Genomic DNA, 14,489 nt, shown 5'->3' with positions numbered 1-14,489 from the left:
TGCCGGACTGATTGACGGCGGCTAGCACCCAGCAATTGCCTTGCGCACCAGGTACTTCTGCACCTTCCCGCTGGCAGTGCGCGGGTAGTCGTCGACGTGATGCAGTTCCTCCGGCCATTTCTGCCTGGCAGCACCCGACCGCTGGAAGTGCGCACGGACTTCCTCCAGCGTGGGCATGGCGTAGCCGTCCCTAGTCCGCAGGACAGCAGCCACCCGCTCGCCCAGCCGTGGCTCCGGGGCGGCCACCACCACCGCTTCGGCCACCTGAGGCATGGCCAGCAGTAGCTCTTCCACCTCCAGTGCGCTGATGTTCTCCCCGCCGCGAATGATGAAGTCCGCCTTGCGGTCGGTGATCGTCAGATAGCCGTCCTCGTCGAGGATCCCGATATCGCCCGTGTGATACCAGCCCTGCTCGTCGAACGCCTGAGCGGTCAGCTCGTCATCGGTGTAGCCCAGGCATAGGTCGGGCCCCCGGGAGAGGATTTCGCCTTCGGCGGTCAACCGGATCTCCACGCCAGGACGGACGTCGCCGTCGGTGAGCAGACGCTTGTCCTCCGGCGCGTCGGCCCCCGACCCGGTGATCGAGGGATGCTCGGTGCTGCCGTAGGACCGAAACACGAAGATGCCAAGATCGGCGAGCCGGCGGGTGACCGCCGCGGGTACGGTCGATCCACCGAGTCCGACGGTCGTGATCCGGCACAGATGCGCATCGGTGAAGTCCGGATGATCGAGCAGGCTCATCACGAAGTATGGCGGGCCGCCGCCCAACGACATGCCCTCGCTCTGCATCAGTTCGAGGATTCGACCCGGATCGAACACATCGCAGAGGTCGACCGGCGCACCTTCGATGACCGGAATGAGGAAGGCACCCACCATTCCGATGAAGTGGCCGACCGGGGTGGCCGTGATCTGGCGGCCGCGGTCAGGCGGGTAGTTCTGCAGCAGTTGGCGGGTCTCGAAGCTGAGGGTCTGATGGCTGTGGATCACCCCCTTCGGATCACGGGTGGTACCGGAGGTGAACGCGATGAGCGCAGGCGCGGCGGGATCGGTATGCAGTTCACCGACCATCGGTTCGTCGGCCAGCAGTTCCTCGAAGTCGGTGCCGACGAGTCCGACGATCGGGATGTCGGCACAGAGGTCGGCTTGGAACTCCATGTGCCGGAACCGCTCGGTGGTGATGAGCACCCTGGGCTTGGCGGTGTCGATGATGTAGCCCAACTCCTTGCGGCCGTAGAAGTGCACGATCGGCACGACCACCGCCCCCAGGAACGCCGACGCCCAGAAAGTGACCGCGGCCTCCGCCCAGTTGGGCAGCTGGAAGGCGACGACATCGCCCGGCCCGACGCCCCGGGCGCGCAGGCCCGCGGCCAGGCGGCGGGCCATGATCTCGACATCTCGGAATGTGCCGGTGAACGGGCGGACCTCGGAATGCACGCGAAAGCCGGCCTTCGGGCTCGCGGCGAGCCCGCGGGCGAGCAGTTCGCCGAGGGTTTCCTGGGTCCACCACCCCTCTTGCTCGTACTGTTTCCTCAGCTCAACTGGGATATTCCGCATCTACCTGCCTGCACCTCGGGGTTCGCTGGCGATGCTATTCTCGCAGCCCGAGAATGCCAATACCCAAATCGGAGAACCAACCATGGTCGACCTCGATTGCAGCGACGGCCTGGCGGGCCTGACGATCGACCATTCGCACGCCCGCACGCCATCGCGCTGTCGACCATGGGCGAGTTCGAGGAGGCCCTCGACGCGGCGGCCGGCGCCAGGGTTCTGGTCATCGCCGGTGGCGGTAACCGCGCCTTCGTCTCGGGCGGCGATCTCAAAGAACTCAGTGCACTGCGCACCCGGGACGAGGCGGCGGGTATGGCACGGCGGATGCGGACGAGCTGCGACCGTATCGAACGATTCCCCGCACCTGTGATCGCCGCGCTGAACGGACACGCGCTCGGCGGCGAACCGGTCGGCCGGGCATATCAAACGGGTCATTGTCGGGGCAACGCCCGCCGAGGCAATCGCGGCATTTGCCGAGCTATGGGCGTCCGACGAGCACTGGGCCGCCGCGGAACGGGTGTTGAACAAGGCCACCTGAGCTCACTCGAATCGCCGGTCGACGCCGCACTGACGACCTAGAATCCGTTGGTCGGGTTTCCCTTAAGGAGGCGGCGTGCCAGGCTTCGCCATGAGGTTCGTCCGGGTGGGTTCCGCGCTCGCCATGGCAATTGTCGGGGTAGCGGCCGCCGAAGTCAGGGCCTACGCCGAGGAACCGGTGATGCACCAGGTCACCTACAGCGTCTTCGCCGAGCGGCCCTTCCGCGCCGCCGACATCTATTACCGCGACACCGAACCGCCGACCTGGTCGGACTACAGTCACGACCCGTACATGTTCAGCCCCAAGATCGAGGCCGATGTCGGCCCGACCCAGAAGTGGGTGCTCAACGTCGCGCTAGCGAACCCCGACGAGTGGGCCATGGTCGCGGCCACCAGCGGGTTATCCGCAACGCCACCGAACTTTCACTGCGTGCTGGCCGTGGATGGCGTCGTCGTCGCGGAGAACTCCGGCGCCAAGGGTGCACTCTGCTCACTGCGCCACTGGTGAGCTGAGTCCTCAATCGGCTGCGGTGGACCCTCCATCAGCGTCAGATACCGCTCGACGACGTCGAGTGTCTCGGCGTGTCCCGCGGTCACGCCCAGTGCCTCGCCCAGCATCACCACTGTCGACAAACCGGTCAGCAGGATCGACCAGACCACCGGCGGGATCTCGTCCGGCAACACCTCGTGCTTGGCCAGCGCGGTCACGAAAACTTCGCGTTGCTGTTCCCGGAAGCGCTCGGCGTATCGCGAGATCTCCGCGCCCAAGGCCTTCCGGTGGTTGGCCAGCGCGGCCATCTCCATGGTCAGCCGGCTGGCGGTCGGGTTGATACCGAATCGCCACAACGCCCACAACGGCTGCGGACTCTGCAGCGCCCGCCGGTGAGCCTCCATGCCCTGGTCGGCATAGCGGCGAAACACCTCGAGGAAGAGGTCATCCATGGTGCGGAAGTAATAGTGCACGAGCTGCGGTTTGAGTCCCGCCTTGTCAGCGACCCGGCGTGAGGTCACCGCCGCATAGCCCTCGTCGAGGAGTAACTGTTCGGCGGCATCGAGAAGCACCTTGCGATTCTTCGCTTCGGGCGCCCCGATCCGCCGCGCCGATGCCATTCCTACCCCGTCTCATTGAGCGCCACCCGAACACGCCGATCGTACGTGGACCGCGGGAAGCGATCGTTGACCACGTGTCGAGACACACGCTTAGCAAGCCCACGGCAGTTCGGGACCCCAGGAGGACGCACGCTCATGACCGACTTTGCCACCGTCGACTTCCGCACCGCTGGCTTCGGCACAGTACCCGGATGGGTCCGCTCGCGCGGGTCGATGGCCGGGTGTCCCTGGGCCGGATGGGCGACATCACCATCGACGCGGAATTCCACGGACCGGCCGGCAACCGCCGATACCGCTACGAACCGACCTACATCCTGCGTGGGCGCACCGACATCCACGTCCGATTCACGTGCAGGAACTGACGGGGTTGGGCAGCCCGAGCGGCCGCTAGGCGTCGCCCTGCACCCAGCGGGTCATCCCACCGGATGCCAGGCACGACAGGAACATTCCGTCCGGCGCCTGCGCCACCGAACCCTCATAACCAGTGCAGCTGGCGTTCAGGTCCTTGACACCGACCATCGGCGGCGACCGGAAGTAGCGGGGCTCGTAGCGCCGTGGCGAACCACAGAAGATCAGTCGGCCCCAGTTGTTTCGGGTATCGACTCCGAAGACGTAGTAGGTCGTGTTGCCGCACGGGGCTCCGAGTTCGACCCCGGGCGTGATGCCCGGAGTGCAGAACGCGTCATTGCACTCATTGGCGTTGATCGGCGTCGCCGCCGGGTCCGCGGAGGCCGACGCCGGCATCAACAATCCCGCCGTCAGGAGTGCAGCAAGAACTGGCACGGTCGATCGCACTCGAATACTTTCGCATACTCGGTAAGCGAATTCTCCGGCTCAGGAAAGAAATCCGGGAAGAACGCGAAGAACGGGAAAAATCGCGTTCTCGTCGGACCTGGCGCCGAGCAACCCCACAGAGGGTGGAACCGCAGCTGTGGAATGCTGGCCACCAGTGCTAGCGTCGCCCTTCGCCATGCGACCGTGATGGATGAGGAGGTCCCATGCCGGGCAAAAGTGAATCCGAAGCGCCCGACGGCGCCGTTTCCGCCGAGGCGGCCGAGGCTGCGGCCGCTGCGGCCGAGGAACGCGCCCAGGCCGCCCGTGCGCGCGCAAACGAATTGCGCCGCAAGCTGGAAGCCTCGCGTGACGAGACGCCGGCACCGCCGAAGACCGTGATCGAGTCCGGCGCCGAGGACGTCTCACCGAAAGGCAAGCGCGGGCGGCATCTGGCGGCGGCGGCCGCCGCCGTTGCCGTTGTCGCGGTAATCGCCGCCCTGCTTGGCGCCACCGGATACATGGTCTGGCAACACCGCAATGCCCAACAGCAGCGGCATCTGTCAGCTGAGTTCGCGGCCGCCGCGCGCCAGGGCGTGGTCAACCTCATGTCGTTGGACTACACCCACGCCAAAGAAAGCGTCCAACGGGTCATCGACGACTCCACAGGCAAGTTCAAAGCGAATTTCGAGGACGGCTCCGGTGATCTGATCAAGGCGCTGCAAGACGCGAAGATCATCACCAAAGTCACCGTCAACGATGCCGCCGTCGAGTCGATGGACGTGAACTCCGCGACCGTGCTGGTCGCTGCGACCTCGCAGCGAACCGGGCCAGATGCTCCCAAGCAGGACCAACAGCCGCGAGTGTGGCGAGTCGTGGTCAGCCTGGTCCGCGACGGCGACCAGTTGAAAATCTCCGACGTCGAATTCGCCTGACGCGACGGAAGCTGCCGAACCCGTTCTCCGAACAGCCCAGAGCTAGTATTCTCCATTCACGAGAATGCCAATCTCGCAGTCGAGCTCAGCGAACGTGGAGGAAGCCGGTTTGAAGTCCCTCGTCATGACTGCGGCGCTGGTGGCGTCCGCGGTGATGTTCGCCCCGCCCGCCACCGCCGAGATGTACCTGGGCAATTACGAGCTGATCATGCCCGACCGCAGGGACTTCCACACCTGGGTCTGGTCGGCGACGAATCCTTGCAAAGACGCTGACGGAAACATCGTCGCCGATTGCATCCACATCCTGACGCTGCCGCGGCCGATCGCGAAGGCCGTGCAAAGTGTCGGCGACGTCCACCTGGTAAACGGCCAGTACACCTTCACCATCGACGATCCCTTCGGCCTGCGCTGCGGTGACATCTATTACGGCCCAACAATTCCCACCCATGATGTCTATACGTGGGACGCGACGACGCTGACCGGATCGATGGTCTCGTCGTTCGATGCCGGTTGCGACGGCGCACCTGGTGGCACCCTCACATACCCCTTCAGCCTGAGCCGGATGTGACGATGCAAACCGCCTCGAAGATGTCCGCCGTCATTCTCGCCGTTCTGTGCACAACAACCAGCCTCGCGTCACCCGCCCAGGCCGATGAACCGCCGCCGGCGGATCCGTCGCCGCCCCCGGTATATAACGTGCGCTACACCGTTACTGCCGACAACCCGGTCAATGCCGAGATCTATTACCGGGATACCGATCCGCCCACGTTCTCCGATTACAGCCACGATCCCTACCTCTTCAGCCCCAACGCCGAAGCCACCGTCGGGCCGAGTAAGCCGTGGGTTCTCGAGACCACCCTGGCAGATCCGATTCAGTGGGGCATGGTTCTCGTACAGGCCCAGGGCGCGCTGCCGCTGGCGGCGGCCGGTTTCAACTGCACCATGGCGATCAACGGGGTGGTCGTGAAGACCGCCAGCGGACCCAAGGGTGCGCTGTGCTCACTGCGTAACTGGTAGCACCGCGCTGCCAGCCGACCAGGGATATCGGCTTGCGCTACAGCCTCTTCATGTAGAACGGCATCGAGATCACCGGCCACTGGTTACGGCCGCACGAGCCACTCGGGCCGATCACACGGTTCTGGCCGGTGTACTCGTCCCCGGCGACGTCATAGCGCCCGTCGGGGCCGATCGGATAGATCTTGTACTCTTGGAAACCCTCGATCGCTGCCCCGTCAGCGCAGAACCGCCAGTTCGGGATCGTGCGTTTGACGTACCACAGGCCGTCTGTGGTGTAGATCGCGGCGGCCCAGCCCGCGTCACTCTGCACGGTGCCGCTGCACTCCGTTGGTGAGATGCAGGTGGTCGAAATCGTCCAGGTGCTGCGTTCGGACGGCTGATCCTGGTAACGCTCGTTGACCTTTGCCCAATCGCCGTTGGACGATGTCGCAAACGTACCGTTGATTCCCCAATCTTCTGCCGCCGCAGCGGGTGTCGCGCAGCTCAGCCCGACGAGAGCGACGGCCCCGAAGACGGCCGCCACTGCCTGAAGTCCACGAATCGGCATCGACATACCCCTTTCAGCTCTGCAGCATGTCCTGCCACGTCGCTGCCGGCTTGGCTAAATCTGTCTGGCGGTACAACGTCCCGTCGCTGCCCATGTACTGGCCGCTACGTGGGTCGTACTTGGCGACCTGCAGGACCGGCGCCTTCTGCGCACCGCGATCGAATGCGCTCGGGGCCGCCTGCGGAACCACGCCATCCGCCGGCGGAGCAGGTTGATCGGTGGGTACCTGATCGGGAGGCGGACCCGGGAGGTTGATCGGCGCCGGTCCGATGTCGCCCTGCGGGCCTGGCGGGGACACCGGCGGCTCCTGGTAAATGGGCTGACCGGGCAGCAGCGGTCCGGGGCCGGTACCGGCAAAGTTCGGCGGCGGTGAGTCCACCGGCGGCGCTCCCGGCGGTGGCGCGCTCACCCCCGGTGGCAGCGGCGTGCCCTGCAGCGGCCCGAAGATATTGGAGTCCGGGAGCGCACGACTGTCGATGGGGACGCCCTGGGCCACCAGATTGGGATCGATCGGATAGGGACCGGTGACGTGTTGGCGCTGCGCCAACGGCTGGAACCCATTCGGGTCGTTGCACAGTTCGACTGTCGGAGCGCGCTTGCCCGGGTGCTCCATGCACGGGTAGTTCCGCGCCCCGCGTACAGCGACCGGAGAATCCTGCGGCAGCTTGCAGTAGAGGTTGTCCGGGGTGTCGACGATTGACGTGTCGGCGGGGTTGCGCCACGAGGACGGCGGCAGGAAGCCGACCGTACACGAGGCGGGATCCCCCAAGCCGAGCGAGAATTCACCGGCGTTGGGCATGCCGGTGGGGTTGTTCGTCGGTGCATAAGTCTGGATCTGTGCGACGAACGGCGGAACCAGGACGAACAGCTGCTCGAGCGACGGGTTGTAGGTGACGCCGATCTGGCCGAAAGTCGTCAGGTTCGCCAACAACACCGGAAGCGTTGGCTTGATCTGCTCAAGCAGCTTTGACGTCTCCTGAGCGAACGCCGGACCGTCCCGCAGAATGGACCTGAACTGGTCATCGTTGTTCGCCAACTGCCCGGTGATACCGGAGAGACTGGCCGCCCAAGTCCGGGTCGAATCAGCTGTCTGAGCCTGCGCGTCCAGGAACGGCATCGAGTCGTCGATGAGGGCTCGCGTGTTGTCGCTGGCTGCGTTGACGTCTCTGGTGATCGTTGAGCCGGAATCGATCAGCGAGCCGAAGTCGTAACCCGTTCCGTTGAAGGCTTGGTACGCCTCCCCCAGCAACTGGCTCAGCTTCTCTTTGGGAATCGTGTCTACCAACTTGCTGACCTGATCGAGCATCGGGCCCACCGCTTGCGGGATCGACGTGTTGCCAACCGGGATCACCGAGCCGTCCTGCAGGTACGGCGGCTTGTCGGTGCGTGGCAACAGCTCGACGTACTGCTCGCCCACCGCCGACATGCTGCGCACCTCGGCCTTGAGATCCGCGGGGATTTTCGGCGACGTGTCCAGCGACAACGTCGCCTGTGCGCCGGTATCCGTCAGCGCTATCGATGTGACCTTGCCAATCTGCAGGCCCCGATAGGTGACGTTGCCGAACTTGTACAGGCCACCGGTGGCGGGGAGGTCGAGTTTCACGGTGAGGCGGCCCAACCCCAGCAGAGTGGGAACCTGGATGTAGGTGAACAGCATGATGCCCACGCCGACAATCGACGCGATCGTGAAGATGATCAGCTGAGTTCTTACGAAACGTGTGAGCATCAGCCACCCGCTCCCGTTGGCGGTGCCGGGGGCACGTTGGCCGGCGGATTGGGTTGCGCCCCATAAGGTCCAGCGAAGATCGGAGCCACGCCCGTCGCCGCCAGTTGGGCCTCGGTGTAGATCTGCGTACCGGGCGCGACGATCGGCGCTGGCGGCACGAACGGCAGGATCGGACCCACGTCCGCGACCGCCGACGGCGGCGGCGGCGCGTCAGGCGGCGCGTCAGCCGGAGTGTCATCCGGCGGTGGCGGATTGACCCCGGTCTTCAACGGGTCGTAGGTGTAATTCAAGTACGTCGGATCACCAGGTGCGGGAATGACCTCGGCACCCTCCTGCTCCCACCGGGTGCCCTGGAACATGGTGCGCTTCAAACGCGGAATGGTGAAGTCGACGGTCGCATACAAGTTGTAGTAATCACCGCGGATCGCGCGGTCCATGAACTGCTGTGTGAACGGAAAATGACCCGCGAACTCAATAACCTGGTCCAAATTGGGGCCGACATCGGCGAAGGCTTTGATCGCGGGCTCCAGATTCTTGAGGTTCGCTACCAGGTCGGCCTGGGAATCGTTGACGAGCTTGTTAGCCGTGTCGCTGAACGTCCCAAGCCTCTGCAATGCGGTTGTCAACGTGGGGCGTTCCTTGATCAGGACATCGAGCGCCGGCGGAATCTTTTCCAGTGCCGTGGTCAGGACGTCGCGCTGACCGGCGAAGGTGGACGCCAAGCGGTTGAGCGACTGAATGGCCGACACGATGTTGTCCCGCTGCGCGTCGAGAGTGCCAACGAAGGTGTCCAGTCGCGTGATCAGGTCGCGAAAGGCAGCCTCATTACCGCTGACCGCGGTGCTGAAGTTGTGGATGACATCACCGATCTGGCCGAGACCGCCGCCATTGACCACTGCCGCAAGCGACGACAGTGTCTGTTCGGTGGTCGGGTAGGTCGACGAATCGTTCAACGGGATGGTCGCGCCTGGGGTGAGCCGGCCACTCGGGGCCTGTCCGATCGGCGGATTCAAGGACAGGTGCATCGAGCCCAGCAGGCTGGTCTGCCCCACTGCGGCAACCGCGTTGGCGGGCACCGCGATATCGGGCTTCACCGAGAACTCCACGTCGGCGTGCCAGTTCTTGACCGTCAGCTTGCGGACACTGCCGACGACGACATCGTTGATCATCACCGGCGAATTCGGCTCCAACGTCGCGGTATTCGCAATTTCGACATGGTAGACGCTGGCGTCGGAACCACGCCCGACCGCGCCGGGCAGCGGCAGCGAGTTGACGCCTTGGAAGGCGCAGCCACTGGCGGTTACCGCGACACCGCAGCCGGCAATCACCGCCCTGCGCAGCGATCTTCCGCCGATCATGGCGTCCCCCCTGCTTCGGCGGCCATTGGACCGCTGGGTGCGGGACCGGGCTCGGCCCCTGTCGGGTTCAGCATGCTGGGTAGCGACGACAGCACACTGGGCGGCTGCGCCGGCGCTCCGCCGGGCAGCAGCTGGGCAGCTCCCGGAGGCGCCTCTCCAGGAGCACGCCCGGTAAACGGTGGTGGCCCAGGAGCGACGCCTTCGTAGGCGGAGATAGTGGGGGGCAGCGGCGGCGTTCGAGGAACCGGGCCCCCCGCTCCCGGTGCGAGGTTCGGTTCCGAATACACCAGGTCTTCGGGTGGTGGCACGGGCATCAGATAGGGATCAAGAGGGATCGGTATGTAATTGAAGTTCAGCAGGCGAAGTGCCGGCCCCAGATACTCTTGACAGAGTTTGGCAGTTTCCGGCGCCGTCGTGTTCTCGATGGCACCGATTGCGCCACAGACGAATTCGGTGGGGCTGGAGAAGTTGTTGAACACGAACTGACCGATCGCACTGCCGGTAACGGGATTGTAGATGTTGTAGGCGTTGGACAGCGCGTTCGGGGCGATGTGGAGAATGTTCTCGATCTCCATCTTGTTGTCCAGCAGGTTCGAGGTCACATTGGTCAGGCGCTGGATCTGCTCGGCCGTCTGGTTGCGGCTGCCGGCGACGAATCGCTGGACGTCGACGATGGCCACGGACAGGTTCTTCAGCGCGGCATCAAGGTCGGACCGACTTCCGTCGACGACGCTCGTCAACGTGGCCAACCGATTCTGGAACGACACCACCTGCTGGTTGCTGTCGCGCAGGGCGCTGACAAAGGTCTGCAGATTCTTGATGATGTCGACCACGTTGCCGCTGCCGCTGGCTAGGACACGGGACACACCGGCGAGCTCGGTGATCGTCTGGCGCAGCTTGTCACCGTTGCCGTCGAGAGCATTTGCGGCGCTGTCGATGAAGCGTGACACCGACGTGTCCGAGACGCCACTCTGCGGTCCGAGCTCGGTAGCCAGTCGCATGAGCTGTTCTTTGACCTGATCCCACTCCACCGGTATCGCGGTGCGGTCCATGGGGATTACCGCATCATCGGCCATCTTCGGTCCGCTGTTGTTGCGGTAGGCAGGAGTCAGCTGGACGTAGCGGGCGGCAACCAGGTTCTGCGCGACGATCACCGCTTTAGCGTCGGCGGGGATGGGCACGTCCCGGTCGACGTCGAGCACCAGCTTCGTCTGGGTACCTTCCGGCTCGATGGCCTTGATGGTGCCGACTTTGACACCCGATACCCGGACATCGTCGCCGGGATAAATGCCGGTCGCCGTGGGGAATACAGCGGAAATCGTCTTTGGGCCAAAGAAGACGTTGTGTACCAGTACCGCAGCGCCCACGATGAGCAGACCAGCCAGCGCGACTGCCAGAACCTTCGCCGAACGTATGCGGCTCATCAGCGCGAACCTCCCGGAATACCGTTGTAGGGCAACGGGAGTTCGGCCCGCGGTCCGGCATTGTCCGACGGCTGGCCGGCATTGACGCCGCGCCGGAAGCCGAGCGCGTAGTCGAAGAAAGGCTGGAGAATCTGCGCGGGCTGCAGGTTCGGCACATAGGCGTTGTAGTACGGGCCGTTGGCCAGCGTTTCACCCTCGGACAGGATGAATTTCTTCAAATCGGGCAACATCTTGGCGATGTTCTCCTTGTTGCGCTCCAACATCGCGAACACCGAGTTCAGCCGCTGCAGCGTCGGAGCCAATTCCTTCTCGTTGTCGGCGACCAACCCGCTGAGCTGCCGAGACACCGCCGCGGTGTTGGCCATCAGGTCGACGATCGCCTCGCGCCGATCATTGAGCACTCCGAGTAGATCGTTCGCGTTGAGGATCAAAGTATTGAGCTGCTGGCTGCGCTGCCCCAACACCGTGGTGACGTCAGCGGCACTCTTCAACAGACCGGCCAGGTTCTCGTTGCGGCTGTTAAGCGATCGGGACAATCGGCTCAGGCCGTCGAACGTCGGGCCCAGCTTGGGAGCAAGTTGGTCGATCGTCGCCGACAGTGTGTCGAGCGACTGATTGAGCGCGGCCGTGTCGGTGCCTGCCGTATTGCTGGTCAGATCGCTGACCGCTTCGGTGAGTGAGTACGGCGATGACGTGCGGGTCGTGGGGATCACGTCACTGGAGCGCAGGGTTCCGCTACCGGCTGACTCCAGGGTGAGCACGCGCTCACCCAACAGGGAACCGGTGCGAATGTGCGCGGCGGTCTGCGATCCGAGCGGGTATCTGCCCGCGGTGGTGAAGGTGACGAGTGCGTCACCATTGTCGAGCGAAATCCCGGTGACCGAACCGATTTTGATCCCCGAAAGCGTCACGTCGTTGCCGACGGTGATCCCACCGGCCTCGCTGAACAAGGCCTGGTGGCGCACCGAGGTCGCCAACTGCACCAACCGCTCGGGCTGCAACCCCACGGCGATCACGAGCATGATCAGGACTGCGCCGATGAAGCCGGCGCGGTACAAGCTTGATTCACGGTATTTCAGCATCAGGGCTCCGCACACCTACCGGCTTCTTGTTTGATCATCGGGAAGACCGCTGTCCGGCCTTGAAGATCTGTGACGCGGATGGAAACTCCACAGATGTAGTACATGATCCAGCTGCCGTATGCCCCGAGCCGGGCCATCTTGCGGTAGTTGTCGGGCCCGCGCTGAAGGCCCCTGTCAAGCACGATTTGGTGATCATCAAGCAGCGGCGCCAGACGGTTGAGCTGTTCGATATCCCCCTTCAGTGGGACACGAGCCTGGTTGAGAAGACTGGTCAGGGAGGCAGTTCCGTTGTCCAGCGAAGTGATCGCCGTGCCGATGGGGTTACGATCCTGCGCCAAGCCGCTGATCAACTTCTCCAGCTTGTCGATGGTCCCGGAGAACTTGTCGCCATCTTTGGCCAGCGTTTCCACGACCACCTTGAGATTGTCGACCAGCTCCTGGACAGTTTGGCTGTTGTCGGCCAACGCATTCGAGAACGACGAAGTCTTGCTCAGCAGGGAGTCAAGTGTGTCGCCCTGGCCCTGCAGGATATTGATCAGCGACGAGGTGAGCGCGTTGACATCTTGCGGATTGAGCCCTTGAATCACCGGCCGCAGACCACCGAGCAAGAGATCCAGATCCAGTGCGCTTTGGGTGCGGTCCTTCGGGATCTGCGCACCCGCCGGCAACACCCGCGTCGAGCCGGGGCCGTCGATGAGTTCCAGGTACCGGTCGCCGGTCAGATTCAAATATCGCACGGCTGCTTTGGTTCCCGTGGTCAGCACGATGTCGCGGTCGGCATCGAAGTTGACCAGGACACTCTTGTCGGGCTGCAGGTCCACGCTGCTGACAGTGCCGATCCGGACTCCGGCGACGCGCACGGTATCGCCGCTCTTCAACCGCGATGCGTCGGTGAACACCGCCGAATACTCCGCGGTCGAACCGCTGCGGTAATTGCTGAATGTCAAGAAGAGGAACCCGGTCATGACCACCGCCACGGTGGCGAACACCGAGAATTTGATGAGTGTGCTTGTGCCGCGCATCATCCCGGCTGTCCGATCTGTGCGGTGTTACGCGGCGGGCCGTCCAAGGGACCGAACAGCAGCTGCTTGAGACCGTCGGAATTGAGCACGATGCCCCGGTTACCGTACTGCCAAGGGTTGGCGTTGGTGTCGGTTACGAGGTACTTGGCGCGGTTGCCGAATCCAATGTCGGGCAAGCCCATGCAATTCGGACCACCCTTGGCCCCAACCTTGGGCACATTCGACGGGTAGCGATAGCGTTCGATTCCCAGCACGAACGCGACATTCACAATGATGCCGGGATCCATCGCCGGCGGCTGGTGCAGCATGAAGTCCATACCTTTGAGCGTGCAGGTGATGGCCGGCGCGTACTCGTAGAGCAAGTCGGTGGTCGGTACCAACAGCTTGAGCACATTGCTCAGCGCCTCCCGATTGTTGCCGACAACGTCATTGCCCGTGTCGGCCAGCCCGATCATATTAACCAAGAACGTATCGAGGTTCGCCTGCTCGTCGACGAGGGTCTGACTGACCTTGATTGTATTTTGCACCGTCTGAACCAGATCCGGTGCGGCGTCGGCATATGCGGCGGCCACCGGCACGCTGAGTTCGATATCGCGGGCGAGGTTCGGCAAGCTGGGCTCGAGCTTGGCCAACAAGCTGTCGAAGTCGGCCACGGTCTGGCCGAATTGCTTGCCGCGTCCCCCGAACGCCGACGCGAGTGCACCCAGCGTCTCGTTCAGCTGCACGGGATCGAGCTTGTTGAGCACCTGCGTCAGCTGCTGGAACACCGTGTTGATCTCGACAGTGACGTGCTGCCCCTGCAGAACCTGGCCGGCATACATCGGTTTCGGCGACGGCTGCGCAGGTGGTTCGAAGTTGACGTACTTGGCGCCGAAGACCGTGGTCGAGGCGATGTCGGCGACGACGTTGGATGGGATCTTGCGCAGCTGTGCGGGATCCATCGCCAGGTGCAGCGCGGCCTTACCGTCGGGCAGTGAGTCGATCGAGGCGACCTTGCCGACCTGGACACCGCGCATCTTCACTCGGGCGTCGGGGTTCATCACCAGCCCCGCGCGATCAGAGATGACCGTCACGGGAACGGTTTTGGTAAAGCTGCCACGGAACAGACCGATCGCGACGGCCACGATGGCCGCCAGCGTGACGACGGTCAACATGCCCGCGAGCGGGCGGGCATAGCTGCGCGCCCCGAAGCTCTGTCCAGGCTTGGCCGCCATCGGAGCTGCGGCCGAATCGGTCTCCGACCGGTCGGTCGGACCGGGGCCCAGATTTTGCGTCACGTCTGCTCCCTATCCGGACAGGTTGAAGTTGCCGTTGGAGCCGTAGATGGCCAGTGAGATGAGCAGGGTCACTGAGACCACCACGATCAGGGAGGTGCGGACCGCGTTGCCCACGGCGACGCCGACGCCGGAGGG

The 14,489-nt window shown here is 64.0% G+C and carries 14 protein-coding genes and 3 pseudogenes; 6 read left to right on the top strand and 11 right to left on the bottom strand.

Translation table 11 applies throughout. The features are described from left to right. Positions 1-21 precede the first annotated feature (21 nt). The gene (locus tag ACXDF8_RS19100; protein WP_457224854.1) at positions 22-1,554 is read right to left on the bottom strand and encodes an AMP-binding protein; all 1,533 of its coding nucleotides are present in this window, start codon (positions 1,552-1,554) and stop codon (positions 22-24) included. Positions 1,555-1,636: 82 nt separating this feature from the next. Here ACXDF8_RS19100 and ACXDF8_RS19095 point away from each other — a divergent pair. Together ACXDF8_RS19095 and ACXDF8_RS19090 are read left to right on the top strand one after the other, a co-directional pair. Next, a pseudogene (locus tag ACXDF8_RS19095) lies at positions 1,637-1,950 on the top strand (enoyl-CoA hydratase/isomerase family protein); the annotation flags it as partial. A gap of 226 nt (positions 1,951-2,176) precedes the next feature. Continuing rightward, a complete protein-coding gene (locus tag ACXDF8_RS19090; RefSeq protein WP_457224971.1) occupies positions 2,177-2,593 on the top strand; it encodes an Rv2576c family protein in 417 nt (138 codons plus the stop codon). Here ACXDF8_RS19090 and ACXDF8_RS19085 read toward each other — a convergent pair. Beyond that, positions 2,509-3,195 carry a TetR/AcrR family transcriptional regulator gene (locus ACXDF8_RS19085; protein ID WP_457224853.1) on the bottom strand — a complete coding sequence of 229 codons (687 nt, stop codon included), beginning with the start codon at positions 3,193-3,195 and terminating at the stop codon, positions 2,509-2,511. The genes ACXDF8_RS19090 and ACXDF8_RS19085 overlap by 85 nt on opposite strands. A 179-nt stretch (positions 3,196-3,374) precedes the next feature. Between ACXDF8_RS19085 and ACXDF8_RS19080 the strand changes: the two are divergent. Continuing rightward, positions 3,375-3,557: pseudogene (locus tag ACXDF8_RS19080) on the top strand (cytochrome P450); the annotation flags it as partial. 25 nt (positions 3,558-3,582) lie between these two features. On the opposite strand, the gene ACXDF8_RS19075 reads toward ACXDF8_RS19080, so the two are convergent. Beyond that, positions 3,583-3,939, bottom strand: a complete 357-nt coding sequence (locus tag ACXDF8_RS19075) for a hypothetical protein (protein ID WP_457224852.1) — start codon at positions 3,937-3,939, stop codon at positions 3,583-3,585. Positions 3,940-4,193: 254 nt separating this feature from the next. On the opposite strand from ACXDF8_RS19075, the gene ACXDF8_RS19070 reads away from it, so the two are divergent. The 3 genes from ACXDF8_RS19070 to ACXDF8_RS19060 all read left to right on the top strand — a co-directional run bounded on the left by ACXDF8_RS19070 (position 4,194) and on the right by ACXDF8_RS19060 (position 5,918). After that, positions 4,194-4,901 (top strand): Rv1363c family protein, encoded by a 708-nt coding sequence (locus ACXDF8_RS19070; RefSeq protein ID WP_457224851.1) that lies wholly within the window; start codon positions 4,194-4,196, stop codon positions 4,899-4,901. 124 nt (positions 4,902-5,025) lie between these two features. Then, complete coding sequence (locus tag ACXDF8_RS19065) at positions 5,026-5,469, top strand: hypothetical protein (protein WP_457224970.1); 444 nt, start codon at positions 5,026-5,028, stop codon at positions 5,467-5,469. Positions 5,470-5,471: 2 nt separating this feature from the next. Beyond that, the gene (locus ACXDF8_RS19060; RefSeq protein WP_457224850.1) at positions 5,472-5,918 is read left to right on the top strand and encodes an Rv2576c family protein; all 447 of its coding nucleotides are present in this window, start codon (positions 5,472-5,474) and stop codon (positions 5,916-5,918) included. 37 nt (positions 5,919-5,955) lie between these two features. Here the strand turns inward: ACXDF8_RS19060 and ACXDF8_RS19055 are convergent, their stop codons facing one another. The 8 genes and pseudogenes from ACXDF8_RS19055 to ACXDF8_RS19020 form a co-directional block, all read right to left on the bottom strand. Next, positions 5,956-6,465, bottom strand: coding sequence for an Rv2253/PknI dimerization domain-containing protein (locus ACXDF8_RS19055; protein ID WP_457224849.1), 510 nt, complete (start codon positions 6,463-6,465; stop codon positions 5,956-5,958). Between the two features lie 13 nt (positions 6,466-6,478). Next, a complete protein-coding gene (locus tag ACXDF8_RS19050) occupies positions 6,479-8,191 on the bottom strand; it encodes an MCE family protein (RefSeq protein ID WP_457224848.1) in 1,713 nt (570 codons plus the stop codon). After that, complete coding sequence (locus ACXDF8_RS19045; protein ID WP_457224847.1) at positions 8,191-9,549, bottom strand: MCE family protein; 1,359 nt, start codon at positions 9,547-9,549, stop codon at positions 8,191-8,193. The genes ACXDF8_RS19050 and ACXDF8_RS19045 overlap by 1 nt, the downstream gene beginning before the upstream one ends. After that, the gene (locus tag ACXDF8_RS19040; protein WP_457224846.1) at positions 9,546-10,973 is read right to left on the bottom strand and encodes an MCE family protein; all 1,428 of its coding nucleotides are present in this window, start codon (positions 10,971-10,973) and stop codon (positions 9,546-9,548) included. The genes ACXDF8_RS19045 and ACXDF8_RS19040 overlap by 4 nt, the downstream gene beginning before the upstream one ends. Continuing rightward, entirely contained in the window at positions 10,973-12,055 is a 1,083-nt protein-coding gene (locus ACXDF8_RS19035) for an MCE family protein (protein WP_457224845.1), read from the bottom strand. The genes ACXDF8_RS19040 and ACXDF8_RS19035 overlap by 1 nt, the downstream gene beginning before the upstream one ends. After that, complete coding sequence (locus tag ACXDF8_RS19030; protein ID WP_457224844.1) at positions 12,055-13,080, bottom strand: MCE family protein; 1,026 nt, start codon at positions 13,078-13,080, stop codon at positions 12,055-12,057. Before ACXDF8_RS19030 ends, ACXDF8_RS19035 begins: the two co-directional genes overlap by 1 nt. Further along, positions 13,077-14,354, bottom strand: a complete 1,278-nt coding sequence (locus ACXDF8_RS19025) for an MCE family protein (RefSeq protein WP_457224843.1) — start codon at positions 14,352-14,354, stop codon at positions 13,077-13,079. Before ACXDF8_RS19025 ends, ACXDF8_RS19030 begins: the two co-directional genes overlap by 4 nt. 9 nt (positions 14,355-14,363) lie before the next feature. Next, a pseudogene (locus ACXDF8_RS19020) lies at positions 14,364-14,489 on the bottom strand (ABC transporter permease); the annotation flags it as partial.

This window comes from Mycolicibacterium sp. CBM1 (assembly GCF_054073305.1).
This window is presented reverse-complemented; position numbering and strand designations above follow the sequence as displayed.

Coding starts and splice junctions, on each gene's coding strand:
- ACXDF8_RS19100 (WP_457224854.1), bottom strand. CDS start 1,554: ATGCGGAATATCCCAGTTGAGCTGAGGAAACAGTACGAGCAAGAGGGG.
- ACXDF8_RS19090 (WP_457224971.1), top strand. CDS start 2,177: ATGAGGTTCGTCCGGGTGGGTTCCGCGCTCGCCATGGCAATTGTCGGG.
- ACXDF8_RS19085 (WP_457224853.1), bottom strand. CDS start 3,195: ATGGCATCGGCGCGGCGGATCGGGGCGCCCGAAGCGAAGAATCGCAAG.
- ACXDF8_RS19075 (WP_457224852.1), bottom strand. CDS start 3,939: ATGCCGGCGTCGGCCTCCGCGGACCCGGCGGCGACGCCGATCAACGCC.
- ACXDF8_RS19070 (WP_457224851.1), top strand. CDS start 4,194: ATGCCGGGCAAAAGTGAATCCGAAGCGCCCGACGGCGCCGTTTCCGCC.
- ACXDF8_RS19065 (WP_457224970.1), top strand. CDS start 5,026: ATGACTGCGGCGCTGGTGGCGTCCGCGGTGATGTTCGCCCCGCCCGCC.
- ACXDF8_RS19060 (WP_457224850.1), top strand. CDS start 5,472: ATGCAAACCGCCTCGAAGATGTCCGCCGTCATTCTCGCCGTTCTGTGC.
- ACXDF8_RS19055 (WP_457224849.1), bottom strand. CDS start 6,465: ATGCCGATTCGTGGACTTCAGGCAGTGGCGGCCGTCTTCGGGGCCGTC.
- ACXDF8_RS19050 (WP_457224848.1), bottom strand. CDS start 8,191: ATGCTCACACGTTTCGTAAGAACTCAGCTGATCATCTTCACGATCGCG.
- ACXDF8_RS19045 (WP_457224847.1), bottom strand. CDS start 9,549: ATGATCGGCGGAAGATCGCTGCGCAGGGCGGTGATTGCCGGCTGCGGT.
- ACXDF8_RS19040 (WP_457224846.1), bottom strand. CDS start 10,973: ATGAGCCGCATACGTTCGGCGAAGGTTCTGGCAGTCGCGCTGGCTGGT.
- ACXDF8_RS19035 (WP_457224845.1), bottom strand. CDS start 12,055: ATGCTGAAATACCGTGAATCAAGCTTGTACCGCGCCGGCTTCATCGGC.
- ACXDF8_RS19030 (WP_457224844.1), bottom strand. CDS start 13,080: ATGATGCGCGGCACAAGCACACTCATCAAATTCTCGGTGTTCGCCACC.